The organism is Pseudomonas sp. CP4, from assembly GCF_047758505.1.
GTDB classification, from domain to species: domain Bacteria; phylum Pseudomonadota; class Gammaproteobacteria; order Pseudomonadales; family Pseudomonadaceae; genus Aquipseudomonas; species Aquipseudomonas fluorescens_AO.
The window spans coordinates 5,275,001-5,289,101 of record NZ_CP180489.1; the positions used below are offsets into that span (position 1 = coordinate 5,275,001).

9 protein-coding genes and 2 rRNA genes (1 of these 11 only partly in view) are annotated in these 14,101 nt (G+C 57.8%); 7 read left to right on the top strand and 4 right to left on the bottom strand.

The window, feature by feature from the left end:
• The 3 genes from ACMYUN_RS23805 to mrdA all read left to right on the top strand — a co-directional run.
• Positions 1–2,122, top strand: a 23S ribosomal RNA gene (locus tag ACMYUN_RS23805); it begins 772 nt to the left of the window's first position.
• A 154-nt stretch (positions 2,123–2,276) separates the two neighbouring features.
• Positions 2,277–2,392 (top strand): 5S ribosomal RNA (rrf, locus tag ACMYUN_RS23810).
• 191 nt (positions 2,393–2,583) lie between these two features.
• Positions 2,584–4,476, top strand: a complete 1,893-nt coding sequence (gene mrdA / locus ACMYUN_RS23815; protein WP_415761928.1) for a penicillin-binding protein 2 — start codon at positions 2,584–2,586, stop codon at positions 4,474–4,476.
• A 46-nt stretch (positions 4,477–4,522) separates the two neighbouring features.
• Here the strand turns inward: mrdA and ACMYUN_RS23820 are convergent, their stop codons facing one another.
• Both ACMYUN_RS23820 and ACMYUN_RS23825 read right to left on the bottom strand, forming a co-directional pair.
• A complete protein-coding gene (locus tag ACMYUN_RS23820; protein WP_415761929.1) occupies positions 4,523–4,927 on the bottom strand; it encodes a lysozyme inhibitor LprI family protein in 405 nt (134 codons plus the stop codon).
• 47 nt (positions 4,928–4,974) lie between these two features.
• Positions 4,975–5,889 (bottom strand): ADP-ribosylglycohydrolase family protein, encoded by a 915-nt coding sequence (locus ACMYUN_RS23825; RefSeq protein WP_129999695.1) that lies wholly within the window; start codon positions 5,887–5,889, stop codon positions 4,975–4,977.
• A 176-nt stretch (positions 5,890–6,065) separates the two neighbouring features.
• Here ACMYUN_RS23825 and ACMYUN_RS23830 point away from each other — a divergent pair, with 176 nt between their 5' ends.
• Positions 6,066–6,554, top strand: a complete 489-nt coding sequence (locus ACMYUN_RS23830) for an SRPBCC family protein (RefSeq protein ID WP_415761930.1) — start codon at positions 6,066–6,068, stop codon at positions 6,552–6,554.
• Between the two features lie 315 nt (positions 6,555–6,869).
• Here ACMYUN_RS23830 and acnA read toward each other — a convergent pair whose 3' ends face one another.
• Entirely contained in the window at positions 6,870–9,611 is a 2,742-nt protein-coding gene (gene acnA, locus ACMYUN_RS23835) for an aconitate hydratase AcnA (RefSeq protein ID WP_415761931.1), read from the bottom strand.
• Positions 9,612–9,833: 222 nt separating this feature from the next.
• On the opposite strand from acnA, the gene rlmM reads away from it, so the two are divergent.
• Both rlmM and tusA read left to right on the top strand, forming a co-directional pair.
• Positions 9,834–10,907, top strand: coding sequence for a 23S rRNA (cytidine(2498)-2'-O)-methyltransferase RlmM (gene rlmM, locus ACMYUN_RS23840; RefSeq protein WP_415761932.1), 1,074 nt, complete (start codon positions 9,834–9,836; stop codon positions 10,905–10,907).
• 164 nt (positions 10,908–11,071) lie between these two features.
• A complete protein-coding gene (gene tusA / locus ACMYUN_RS23845) occupies positions 11,072–11,320 on the top strand; it encodes a sulfurtransferase TusA (RefSeq protein WP_415761933.1) in 249 nt (82 codons plus the stop codon).
• 49 nt (positions 11,321–11,369) lie between these two features.
• Here tusA and ACMYUN_RS23850 read toward each other — a convergent pair whose 3' ends face one another.
• A complete protein-coding gene (locus ACMYUN_RS23850) occupies positions 11,370–12,779 on the bottom strand; it encodes an MATE family efflux transporter (protein ID WP_415761934.1) in 1,410 nt (469 codons plus the stop codon).
• Between the two features lie 160 nt (positions 12,780–12,939).
• Between ACMYUN_RS23850 and pdxB the strand changes: the two genes are divergently transcribed.
• Positions 12,940–14,085 carry a 4-phosphoerythronate dehydrogenase PdxB gene (gene pdxB / locus ACMYUN_RS23855; RefSeq protein WP_415761935.1) on the top strand — a complete coding sequence of 382 codons (1,146 nt, stop codon included), beginning with the start codon at positions 12,940–12,942 and terminating at the stop codon, positions 14,083–14,085.
• The last annotated feature ends 16 nt before the right edge of the window (positions 14,086–14,101 follow it).

The following is a 14,101-nucleotide window of genomic DNA, read 5'->3' on the forward strand; positions in this document are numbered from 1 at the left end:
AAGGCTAATCAAGCTCGGAGATAGCTGGTTCTCCTCGAAAGCTATTTAGGTAGCGCCTCATGTATCACTGTAGGGGGTAGAGCACTGTTTCGGCTAGGGGGTCATCCCGACTTACCAAACCGATGCAAACTCCGAATACCTACAAGTGCCGAGCATGGGAGACACACGGCGGGTGCTAACGTCCGTCGTGAAAAGGGAAACAACCCAGACCGTCAGCTAAGGTCCCAAAGTTATGGTTAAGTGGGAAACGATGTGGGAAGGCTTAGACAGCTAGGAGGTTGGCTTAGAAGCAGCCACCCTTTAAAGAAAGCGTAATAGCTCACTAGTCGAGTCGGCCTGCGCGGAAGATGTAACGGGGCTCAAACCATACACCGAAGCTACGGGTATCATCTTCGGATGATGCGGTAGAGGAGCGTTCTGTAAGCCTGTGAAGGTGAGTTGAGAAGCTTGCTGGAGGTATCAGAAGTGCGAATGCTGACATGAGTAACGACAATGGGTGTGAAAAACACCCACGCCGAAAGACCAAGGTTTCCTGCGCAACGTTAATCGACGCAGGGTTAGTCGGTCCCTAAGGCGAGGCTGAAAAGCGTAGTCGATGGAAAACAGGTTAATATTCCTGTACTTCTGGTTATTGCGATGGAGGGACGGAGAAGGCTAGGCCAGCTTGGCGTTGGTTGTCCAAGTTTAAGGTGGTAGGCTGAGATCTTAGGTAAATCCGGGATCTTAAGGCCGAGAGCTGATGACGAGTTACCCTTTGGGTGACGAAGTGGTTGATGCCATGCTTCCAAGAAAAGCTTCTAAGCTTCAGGTAACCAGGAACCGTACCCCAAACCGACACAGGTGGTTGGGTAGAGAATACCAAGGCGCTTGAGAGAACTCGGGTGAAGGAACTAGGCAAAATGGCACCGTAACTTCGGGAGAAGGTGCGCCGGTGAGGGTGAAGGACTTGCTCCGTAAGCTCATGCCGGTCGAAGATACCAGGCCGCTGCGACTGTTTATTAAAAACACAGCACTCTGCAAACACGAAAGTGGACGTATAGGGTGTGACGCCTGCCCGGTGCCGGAAGGTTAATTGATGGGGTTAGCTAACGCGAAGCTCTTGATCGAAGCCCCGGTAAACGGCGGCCGTAACTATAACGGTCCTAAGGTAGCGAAATTCCTTGTCGGGTAAGTTCCGACCTGCACGAATGGCGTAACGATGGCGGCGCTGTCTCCACCCGAGACTCAGTGAAATTGAAATCGCTGTGAAGATGCAGTGTATCCGCGGCTAGACGGAAAGACCCCGTGAACCTTTACTATAGCTTTGCACTGGACTTTGAATTTGCTTGTGTAGGATAGGTGGGAGGCTTTGAAGCGTGGACGCCAGTTCGCGTGGAGCCATCCTTGAAATACCACCCTGGCAACTTTGAGGTTCTAACTCAGGTCCGTTATCCGGATCGAGGACAGTGTATGGTGGGTAGTTTGACTGGGGCGGTCTCCTCCTAAAGAGTAACGGAGGAGTACGAAGGTGCGCTCAGACCGGTCGGAAATCGGTCGTAGAGTATAAAGGCAAAAGCGCGCTTGACTGCGAGACAGACACGTCGAGCAGGTACGAAAGTAGGTCTTAGTGATCCGGTGGTTCTGTATGGAAGGGCCATCGCTCAACGGATAAAAGGTACTCCGGGGATAACAGGCTGATACCGCCCAAGAGTTCATATCGACGGCGGTGTTTGGCACCTCGATGTCGGCTCATCACATCCTGGGGCTGAAGCCGGTCCCAAGGGTATGGCTGTTCGCCATTTAAAGTGGTACGCGAGCTGGGTTTAGAACGTCGTGAGACAGTTCGGTCCCTATCTGCCGTGGACGTTTGAGATTTGAGAGGGGCTGCTCCTAGTACGAGAGGACCGGAGTGGACGAACCTCTGGTGTTCCGGTTGTCACGCCAGTGGCATTGCCGGGTAGCTATGTTCGGGAAAGATAACCGCTGAAAGCATCTAAGCGGGAAACTTGCCTCAAGATGAGATCTCACTGGAACCTTGAGTTCCCTGAAGGGCCGTCGAAGACTACGACGTTGATAGGTTGGGTGTGTAAGCGCTGTGAGGCGTTGAGCTAACCAATACTAATTGCCCGTGAGGCTTGACCATATAACACCCAAGCAATTTGCTGACCTGAGAAGGCGCCAGATTGCGGTGTGTGAAGACGAAACGAACCGAAAGTTCGAAGCGCACAAACACCTAGCTGTCACATACCCAATTTGCTGAAACGAGGCCATCTGGTCACGAGTCAGTACCCGAATTTCTTGACGACCATAGAGCGTTGGAACCACCTGATCCCATCCCGAACTCAGCAGTGAAACGATGCATCGCCGATGGTAGTGTGGGGTTTCCCCATGTGAGAGTAGGTCATCGTCAAGATTAAATTCCGAAACCCCAATTGCGAAAGCAGTTGGGGTTTTGTTTTGCCTGCGAGAAAGTTTTTCAGGCTGCCATCGGGTAAATTCATCCTGAAGTGGACGGCCGGTTTTGGTATGGTGCAGCTCGTTTTTTAACGGACTGAAGTTTGGCCACGGATCGGCACTCATTTATGCCAAAGAGTTGCTGTAGAAATGCCTGAACCAATCCCGATAAAGGATCATGAAAAAGAAACGCGCCTGGTCAATAAACGATTGATTGCCTGTGCTCTGTTCGTCTTCGCCATCAGCTGTGCTCTGGTGGTGCGCCTGTACATCCTTCAGGTCGTAGAGTTCGACTACCACTCGACCATCTCCGAAAACAACCGTGTCCATGTCCTGCCGATCCCGCCAACGCGCGGATTGATCTATGACCGCAACGGTGTGTTGCTCGCCGACAATCGCCCCAGCTACAACCTGACCATCACCCGTGAGCGCGCAACTGACGTCAATCAGGAGCTGGACGAAGTCATCAACTTGCTGCACCTGCCTGCCGAAGACCGCACGGTATTCGACAAGGCGATGAAGCAATCCCGGCATCCGTTCACACCGGTCACCTTATTTTATGAGCTGACGGAAGAGCAGATTGCCGTCCTGGCGGTTAACGAATTTCGCTTACCGGGACTTGATGTCGAACCGCAGTTTGTCCGGCACTATCCCCTCGGCGCACATTTCGCCCATTCGATCGGTTATGTCGGACGGATCAACGAAAAAGAATCGAAAACTCTCGACTCCGTGGAATACCGAGGTACGCAGTCGATCGGTAAAACCGGTATCGAGCGTTTTTATGAAGCGCAGCTGCATGGCCATGTCGGTTACGAAGAAGTCGAAACCAATGCTCAAGGCCGAGTGCTGCGGGTGCTCAAGCACACCGATCCGGTGCCCGGGAAAAACATCGTTCTGAGCCTCGACGTGAAATTGCAGGAAGCCGCCGAAGCCGCGTTGGGTGATCGCCGTGGATCCGTGGTTGCTCTTGATCCATCCACCGGAGAAGTGCTGGCCATGGTCAGCAATCCCAGCTTCGATCCGAATCTGTTCGTCACGGGTATCAGCTCAAAGGAATACTCGGCGCTGCGGGATTCCATTGACCGGCCGCTGTTCAACCGAGTATTGCGCGGCCTGTACGCCCCAGGCTCGACGATCAAACCAGAAGTCGCTATCGCAGGCCTGGACGCCGGCGTCGTGACCCCACAAACCCGCGTCTTCGATCCCGGCTACTACCAACTGCCGGACTTCGACCACAAGTACCGCAACTGGAACCACAGCGGTGACGGCTGGGTGGACATGGACGCGGCGATCATGCGCTCCAACGACACTTACTTCTACGACTTGGCGCACAAGCTCGGCATCGATCGTCTGCATGATTACATGGCGATGTTTGGCCTCGGTGAAAAAGTCTCGCTGGACATGTTTGAAGAGTCTCCCGGTCTGATGCCGTCGCAAGCCTGGAAACGCGCAACGCGGCGACAGGCCTGGTATCCCGGTGAAACCGTTATTCTTGGCATCGGCCAAGGCTACATGCAGGTCACGCCGCTGCAATTGGCCCAAGCTACTGCACTGATTGCCAACAAAGGAATATGGAATCGGCCGCACCTGGCCAAATCGGTCGACGGCGTAGCGCCGGTCGACGAGCACCCGATGCCGAACATCTTGCTCAAGGACCCGCGCGATTGGGAGCAGGTCAACCACGGTATGCAGATGGTCATGCACGATGCTCGAGGCATTGCCCGTGCGGCCGCTGCGGGGGCGCAATACCGCATCGCCGGCAAGAGTGGTACGGCGCAAGTGGTGGCGATCAAGCAGGGGGAACGCTACAACCGCGAAAAAACCCTCGAGCGTCACCGTGACAACGCTTTGTTTGTTGGATTCGCACCGGCAGAGCATCCAAAGATCGCCATCTCGGTAATGATCGAGAATGGCGAGGCAGGGGGCCGAGTGGCAGGGCCAGTGGTCCGGCAGATCATGGATGCCTGGTTACTCGATCAGGATGGCCACCTGAAGCCCCAATATGCTGCGCCGAGTAAAGCACCGGGTGATCCGCACGTCTGACGCATGGTGGCTCCGCAGCGCAGGCTCACGCTAGCTGAGCCTGCGCTTACGCCCCAGGAACCGGGCAACTCATGTCACCTTCCTCACATTTCAAATATTGCTTGAGCGCCTCGACACGCGTCTTGGTCATGCTGGTCAGGCAATCGCTGTAAATCAATGGATAAACACTCCCGCCCGCCACTCCTGATGCCGAAAATTTACATTCCGAGTCCCGAAATCCAATCCATGCCCGCTGTGCGCCCACCAACAGCTTCTTGCCGTCTGGATTGTCTTTCAAGCGTGCGGTGATCTGCTGGTAAACCGCGTTCAATTCCTTGTCTGCCGCTTTGAACGCTTGCCCCGCGCATTGATTCATCGTCGCCTGATCGCTGGCGTTCGCACAATCATCGGCGGCATGAGCGAAAGGGAAAAACAAAAAGGGCGCGAAGGCCAGAAGCAGATGCTTTGACATGAGGTTCTCGCTGTATCAAGTGGAAGGAGCAAAACAGTTAACGATGGTCAGGTGCGTGACCTGGAAGCTTCCAGCAAGCGATCCGCCATGGCTGCGATTTCCTCGCCTTCATGCAGCTGCTCCAGCCAGTGCTCAGGAATCGCGCGAACGCCATAGTAAGCGCCGGCCAACTGACCCACGATAGCCGCTGTAGTATCCGCATCATCTCCGAGATTGGCTGCTTTCAATACCGCGTCAGCGTAGGTCTGCGTTCGATGGAAACACCACAAGGCAGCTTCCAGTGATTGCACGCTATAGCCGCTGCCTTTGATTTCGTTTTCCGTTTTATCGAGGTAATCGCCCTGCGCGATAGCAACCACCTTTGGCTGGGAAAGCTCTAACAATGGCGACCGGCGAAGCTGTGTTTTCTCCGCACCCTCAAGCGCTCTAGTGATCAGATCAGCCAGCAATTGGCAGCACTCGATTGCCTCCGGCGCGGCATGTGTTGTGCGCGAGCAATCGGCAGCGGAGGTCTGGATCTGTCGGAAATCAGGAAAATAGAACAGCACGACGGGCGCCAATCGCATCAGCGATCCGTTGCCGGCAGTTAACGGGTCAGTCGAGCCTGCGAAAGGCTCCCCGGTTCGCTGATACTGTTCCAGCGCTTGGCTGACGGTCATGCCGATGTCGAAACATTCACCGGTGGAACTCAGGTACCCCCATTTCCACCAATTGAGGTAGCGGCCCATTTGATCGGCCGCGTCAAAACCGTTTTTGCGCAGCAGGCTCTCGGCTAGACAAAGTGCCATTGAAGTGTCATCGGTCCACTGCCCTGGCTTAAGCTGGAACGGGCCGCCGCCGACCATGTCGCTCAGCGGCTGGAATGATCCTCGCGGCTGGAACTCAACTGTTGTGCCGACCGCATCGCCGCAAGCCAGGCCGAGGAGGGCGCCGCGGTATCGATCGGCAAGTGAGGGCTGCATGATTCGTCCTTGTTTCTGCGGATTCGCTGGAAAGATAACAGGTCAAGCGGCGCCGATCACAGAGCGCAAACTACGGCAGGATGTGTCCGCTCGAATCGATGTCTGCAGCGCCTGGATACAACTTCGCATTGGACATGTGGTCATACAAGCCTAGTGTTCAGAACAGGAGGTGACGTATGAAACCAGTACCTAACAGTTTCGAACGCAAGATCACGCTCAAGGCGTCGCGTTCCCACGTCTGGCGCGCATTGGTCGATGCGGAGGCGTTTGGCCAGTGGTTTGGCGTGGCGCTCGAGGGCCGGCGTTTCATTGCCGGCGAGTGGACGCAGGGCCAGGTCACTTACCCCGGTTATGAACACGTCTTGTGGAATGTGCTGATCGAGCGGGTCGAGCCGCAGCAGTTGTTTTCTTTTCGCTGGCACCCGTATGCGGTCAACCCGAAGATCGACTATTCACAAGAGCCGACCACACTGGTCAAGTTCGAATTGCAGGACTTCGAAGACGGCACTCTACTCAAGGTCTCGGAATCCGGCTTCGCGTACATCCCTGATATCCGTCAGAAAGAGGCGTATTACATGGACAGTCGCGGCTGGGAGGAGCAGCTGAGCAGGCTTGAACAGTTTCTCGCCGAAAGCGCCAAGGCCCGTGAAAGCGGAAGTGCCTGACCCATCTAAGGGTTTTCGGAAGTGTTTGTATGGCGAATGTCTTACACGAGTTGGTAGCTTTTACGACTATTGCTGATTGGATCCACTGGGTAATCTACACACATCAACTGGGACACAGGGAGTGTTTCAGGATCATGGACGATCGACCATTGCAGGGATCGCTGCCGACAGGGAGTCGATAATGGTCTTGGGAAAAACCCGCTTCGGCGGGTTTTTTTTCGCCTGTACGTAGGGGCTGCCGAAGGCTGCGATCTTTTGATCTTGCTCTTATAAACCCAAGTCAAAGAGATCGCAGCCTTCGCGAATGTCACCCCGTTACGAAGCAATCAACTGCCGCAACACATAATGCAGGATCCCGCCGGATTTGAAGTACTCGACCTCATTCAGCGTATCAATGCGGCACAGAACTTCGATCTTTTCCTGACGCCCATCCTCGTGAGTAATCACCAACGGCAGGTTCATTCGCGGCGTCAGCTCAACGCCGGTCAATCCCAAAATCTCGAACGTCTCTTTGCCGGTCAGGTTGAGACTCTTGCGATTCTGATCAAGCTTGAACTGCAACGGCAGGACGCCCATCCCGACCAGATTGGAGCGGTGAATACGCTCGAAGCTTTCTGCGATCACCGCTTTGACGCCGAGCAGATTGGTACCCTTGGCCGCCCAGTCACGGCTTGATCCGGTGCCATATTCCTGGCCGGCAATCACCACCAGAGGCGTGCCCGACGCTTGATATTTCATGGCTGCATCGTAAATCGCCATTTTTTCCCCGGTGGGGATGTAAATTGTGTTGCCACCTTCCTCGCCCCCGAGCATTTCATTGCGAATTCGGATGTTGGCAAACGTTCCGCGCATCATCACTTCATGGTTGCCACGACGTGAACCGTAGGAGTTGAAGTCGCGCGGCTCGACACCTTTCTCCTGCAGATAACGCCCAGCGGGGCTGTCGACCTTGATATTGCCGGCGGGGGAGATGTGGTCTGTGGTTACCGAATCACCGAGCAAAGCCAATACCCGCGCGCCTTTGACGTCGTTCACCTCCGGCAGAGGACCGGAGATATTGTCGAAGAAAGGTGGATGCTGGATGTAGGTCGAATCGTCCTGCCACACGTAAGTCGCCGCTTGCGGCACCTCGATGGCTTGCCATTGCTCGTCGCCGGCAAACACTTCGGCGTATTCCTTGTGGAACATTGCTGTGTTGACCTGATTAACCGCTTCGGCGATCTCCCGGCTGCTCGGCCAGATATCGCGCAGATACACCGGATTGCCCTGTTGATCCTCGCCCAGCGGTTCGCTGCTGATATCGGTGCGCACACTGCCGGCCAATGCGTAGGCGACAACCAGCGGTGGCGAGGCCAGCCAGTTGGTTTTCACCAGCGGGTGCACGCGACCTTCGAAGTTGCGGTTGCCGGACAGTACCGATGCGACGGTCAGATCGGCTTTCTGAATGGCTTTCTCGATTGGCTCCGGCAGTGGCCCGGAGTTGCCGATGCAGGTGGTGCAGCCATAGCCGACCAGCGAAAAACCGAGTTGATCGAGGTACTGCGTCAGTCCGGCAGCCTTGTAGTAGTCGGTGACGACTTTCGAACCCGGCGCCAATGAACTCTTCACCCAAGGCTTGCGCGTCAGACCTTTCTCCACGGCTTTCTTCGCCAGCAACCCGGCCGCCATCATCACGCTCGGGTTGGAAGTGTTGGTGCAGGAAGTGATCGCGGCGATGACCACAGCACCGTTTTTCAGGCGATAGGTCTTGCCATCGTATTCGTAGTCCGCTTCGCCGACCAGATCGGCGTTGCCCACGGCGACGCCGCCACCGCCCTCGCTTTCCAGGCGTCCTTCTTCCTTGCTGGTGGGTTTGAATTGCAGGTCGATGAAATCACTGAAGGCTTGCGCGACGTTCGGCAGCGAGACGCGATCCTGCGGACGTTTCGGCCCGGCCAGACTGGCTTCGACGCTGCCCATGTCCAGCGCCAGGCTGTCGGTGAACACTGGCTCCTGACCCGGCAGACGCCACAGGCCTTGAGCCTTGGTGTACGCCTCGACCAATTTCACTACTTCCGGCGGCCGGCCAGACAAGCGGAGGTATTCCAGCGTGACATCATCGACCGGGAAGAAACCGCATGTCGCTCCGTACTCTGGAGCCATGTTGGCGATCGTTGCACGGTCGGCCAGTGGCAGATCGGCGAGACCGTCGCCATAGAATTCGACGAATTTGCCGACCACGCCTTTCTTGCGCAGCATCTGCGTCACGGTCAGCACCAGATCGGTAGCGGTGATGCCTTCCTTGAGCTTGCCGGTGAGTTTGAAGCCGATCACTTCGGGAATCAGCATCGACACCGGTTGTCCGAGCATCGCCGCTTCCGCTTCGATCCCGCCAACGCCCCAGCCGAGCACGCCGAGACCGTTGATCATGGTGGTGTGGGAGTCGGTGCCGACCAGCGTGTCGGGGAAGGCGTAGGTGCGGCCATCCTCGTCTTTGGTCCACACGGTGCGGCCGAGGTATTCGAGATTGACCTGGTGGCAGATGCCGGTGCCCGGCGGTACCACGCTGAAGTTATCGAACGCACTCTGGCCCCAGCGCAGGAAGGCATAGCGCTCGCCGTTGCGTTGCATTTCGATGTCGACGTTCTGTTCAAACGCACTGGCGCTGCCAAACCTGTCGACCATTACCGAGTGGTCGATCACCAGATCCACCGGCGACAACGGGTTGATCCGCTGCGGATCGCCGCCGGCCTTGGCCATTGCCGCACGCATGGCGGCGAGATCGACCACGGCGGGAACGCCGGTAAAATCCTGCATCAATACACGGGCAGGGCGGTACTGGATTTCTCGATCGGAGCGGCGCTCCTTGAGCCAGGCGGCGATGGCTTTGAGGTCGGCGCCGGTGACGGTTTTTTCGTCTTCCCAGCGCAGCAGGTTTTCCAACAGCACCTTCAACGACATCGGCAGCTTGTCGAGGTCGCCCAGGCTCTTGGCGGCTTCCGGCAGGCTGAAATAGTGGTAGGTCGTGGCGTCGACTTGTAGGGTTTTCAGTGACTTCAGACTATCGAGGGACGGCATTACGATCACTCCTTTGAGTCCGCACGGCTACGGACTGAGGGGACGGGCAGAGCATTAAACCTAGCCCTGTTTTGAGTAGCTGGCTAATAACTGGACTCTATGGACGGAACCAAGGTTCCGACTTCGGCTATCATGCGCCGGTTTTCGTGACAGGCATTGCGGCAACGCAAGGCTTGAGCATCGCGCAGCCGTCGAATGATCGACCGCTGCCCAGGAGTAAGAATGAACACCCTATTCATGCATTGCCGGCCCGGCTTCGAAGGCGAAGTCTGTTCGGAGATTTCCGACCTTGCCGCCCGTCTCAATGTCGCCGGTTACGCCAAAGCCAAAACGGCTGCGGCCTGCGCCGAGTTTGTCTGCACCGAAGCAGACGGTGCCGAACGCCTGATGCGCGGGCAGCGTTTCGCCGAACTGATCTTCCCGCGGCAGTGGGCGCGCGGCTTTTTCATCGATCTGCCGGAAAACGATCGGATCAGCGTGATTCTCGCGCAGATGGCCGATTTCCCGGTGTGCGGCAGTCTGTGGCTGGAAGTGGTCGATACCAATGACGGCAAGGAGCTGTCGAACTTCTGCAAGAAGTTCGAAGGCCCGCTGCGCAAGGCACTGATCGCCGCTGGCAAACTGGTGGAGGACGCCAGCAAGCCGCGTTTGTTGCTGACTTTCAAAAGCGGCCGCGAAGTTTTTCTCGGCCTGGCCGATGCCGGCAATTCGGCGATGTGGCCGATGGGCATTCCACGCCTGAAGTTTCCCCGCGAAGCGCCAAGCCGTTCGACCCTGAAGCTGGAAGAGGCATGGCACCACTTCATTCCGCGTGATCAGTGGGAAGATCGCCTGCACAGCGATATGACCGGTGTCGACCTCGGCGCCGCGCCGGGGGGCTGGACTTGGCAACTGGTCAACCGTGGCATGCTGGTGACGGCGATCGACAACGGCCCGATGGCTGAAAGCCTGATGGAAACCGGGCTGGTCCAGCATCTGATGGCGGACGGATTTACCTTCAAGCCCAAGCAGCCGGTGGACTGGATGGTTTGCGACATCGTCGAGAAACCGGCGCGCAACGCCGCGATGCTGGAAGAGTGGATTGGCGAGGGACATTGCCGCGAGGCGGTGGTCAACCTGAAGTTGCCGATGAAGCAGCGTTATGCCGAAGTGAAGCGGCTGCTCGAGCGCATTGCCGATGGATTCAAGGCACGGGGGATCAAGGTTGATATCGGCTGCAAGCAGCTGTATCACGATCGTGAGGAGGTGACTTGCCATCTGCGCCGGCACGACAGCAGAAAGCCCAAGTCCCGCTGAAGCAGAGCGAACTCTTGTGGGAGCGAGCCTGCTCGCGAAAGCGTCTTGTCAGCCGACATCAATGTTGGATGAAGCACCGCATTCGCGAGCAGGCTCGCTGCCACATGGGTTGGACGATATCCCAAGCAATACGCGACAATGCCGGCCAGTTTCTGGAGTAAGCCATGAGTGAAATGATCAACACCCCGGTCGACGGCACCCTCGACGCCACCGGTCTCAATTGCCCGGAGCCGGTGATGATGTTGCACCAGCACATCCGCGATCTGGCGCCCGGCGGCCTGCTCAAGGTGATCGCCACGGATCCCTCGACCAAGCGCGATATCCCCAAGTTCTGCGTGTTTCTTGACCATGAACTGGTCAGCCAGCATGAAGAGGCCGGTACCTATCTTTACTGGATTCGCAAGAAGTCCTGAATCTGGGCAAAAAAAAGACCTGCAAATGCAGGTCTTTTTTTATGGGTGATCAACCCGCCGAACGACTGATCCGGATTCGCTTGCGCGCACTGCGTATCAGCCGGATTGACAGCATCAGCGCCGCGCAGCTCAAACCGACAATCAGACCCTGCCACAACCCGCTCGGGCCCCGTGACTCGCCGAGCCAATCGGTCAGGCCCAGCGCGTAACCGACCGGCAAACCAATACCCCAGTAGGCGAACAGAGTCAGGATCATCGTCACCCGCGTGTCCTGATAACCACGCAGCGCGCCGGCTGCAGTCACCTGAATCGCATCGGAAAACTGGAACAGCGCCGAATAGACGATCAGCATGGCCGCAATGTGAATCACCGTCGGATCAGCGGTATAGATCGCCGCAATCGGCTCGCGCAGAGCCAGCATCAGGCTCGCCGACAGGCAGGCGTAGGCCAGTGCGGTGCCCATGCCGACACCTGCAGCGAAACGCGCCTCACGGGGTTCCTCGCGGCCCAGCGCCTGGCCGACGCGCACGGTGACCGCCATGCCCAGCGAATAGGGAATCATGAACACCAGCGAGCTGACGTTCAGCGCGATCTGATGCCCGGCCACCACCGTCGCCCCGAGGCTGCCGATCAGCAGTGCAATCACGGCGAAAATGCTCGACTCGGCAAACACCGCGATGCCGATCGGTAAACCAATCGACAGCAGACGCTTGATCACCGCCCACTGCGGCCAGTCGAAGCGGCTGAACAGTTCGCTTGAGCGATAGGCTGGCGCCCAGCGTTCGTAACCGGCCAGGCCCAGCGCCATCACCCACATCACGATCGCCGTGGCCCAGCCGCAGCCGACGCCGCCCATGGCGGGCACGCCGAAGTGGCCATAGATGAAGATGTAGTTCAGGGGAATGTTCAGCGCCAGACCGCACAGGCCCAGCACCATGGCCGGGCGGGTGCGACCGATGCCGTCGCTGGTGCAGCGCAGCACGTGATAAAAGGCCACCGCCGGCAAGCCGCTGGCGATGCCGTGCAGGTATTGCATGCACGGGCCGATCAATTCGGGATCGACCTTCATCAGGTGCAGCACCGGTTCGGCAGCGATCAGCATCGAGGTAGCGATCAAGCCGACCACCAATGCCAGCCACAGCGCCTGCCGCACGATCGGGCCGATTTCGCTGTGCTTGCCGGCGCCGAAACGTTGAGCGACTTTTGGCGTGGTGGCCAATAGTGTGCCGGTCATCAATAGAAACACCGGGACCCAGATCGAGTTGCCCAGTGCCACTGCCGCCAGATCCTTGGGCCCGACGCGCCCGGCCATCACCGCATCGACGAAGCCCATGGCGGTGGTCGCCAGTTGCGCGATGATGATCGGCAACGCCAGGGCGAGCAGATTTTTCAGCTCCAGACGAATCCGCGCTGGGCGGGTCAGGGAGACGGCGACAGGTTGGTCAGTTACAGGGTTCACAGGCAAAGCGTCCGGATAGTGTTGATACGCAAAGCGACGCATTCTACGCCGCTGACGCCTCGGTCAGGAAAAATCCTCTGTTGCGTATTTGTAAGCGCAAACCCTGCTGGCCGATCGACGCGTCTGCACCTAAACTGCCGATCCGCCCAAGGAGCCCGCCATGCTGATTGTTGCCGACGAAAATATCCCGCTGCTCGATGCTTTTTTTGCCGGTTTCGGCGACATCCGCCGAGTCCCGGGCCGCTCCATCGACCGCACGACGGTCGAGCAGGCCGATGTGCTGCTGGTGCGCTCGGTGACCAACGTCAATCGTGCGCTGCTCGAGGGCAGCAAGGTGCGCTTTGTCGGCACCTGCACCATTGGCACCGATCATCTGGATCTGGATTACTTCAACGAGGCCGGGATCTGCTGGTCGAGCGCGCCGGGGTGCAATGCCCGGGGCGTGGTCGATTACGTACTGGGCAGTCTGATGACACTGGCCGAAATCGAAGGGGTTGATCTGAGTCAGCGCACTTACGGCGTTGTCGGCGCCGGTGAAGTGGGGAGGCGCTTGATCAAGGTCCTGAAGGGCTTGGGCTGGAACGTCAGGGTTTGCGATCCGCCGCGTCAGGCCGCCGAGGGCGGCGATTATGTCAGCCTTGAACAGATCATCGAGCAGTGCGACGTGATCAGTCTGCATACGCCATTGACCCGCAGCGGCGACTCTGCAACCTGGCACCTGTTCGATCAACAGCGTCTGCAGCAACTCAAGCAGGGTGCATGGCTGATCAATGCGGCGCGCGGCCCTGTGGTGGATAACGTTGCGCTGCGTGAGGTGCTGCTGGAGCGCGAGGACCTGCAGGCAGTGCTCGACGTCTGGGAAAAAGAGCCGGAAGTTGACCCTGCGCTGGCGGAGCTCTGCGTATTGGCCACGCCACACATCGCCGGTTACAGCCTCGATGGCAAGCAACGCGGCACCGCGCAAATCTATCAGGCCTACTGCGCTTTCAGCGGTCAACCTGCGGCGATTCAGCTCAGCGATCTGCTGCCAGCAACCTGGTTGTCGGAAGTTTCCTTGCACGGTGACAGCGACCCGGCGTGGGCGCTGGCGATGCTGTGCCGGGGCGTGTACGACCCGCGCCGCGATGATGCGGATTTTCGCCGCAGCCTGGTGGGAAATGTCGCTGAACAGCGTGCGGCGTTTGACGTGCTGCGCAAGCAGTACCCGGTGCGACGCGAGATCGAAGGCCTGAAGGTGCGGATTGAAGGTGATGCGCTGGTGTTGCGGCAGATGGTTGAGGCGCTGGGGGCAACCCGTGTCCTGTAGGAGCTGTCGAGTGAAA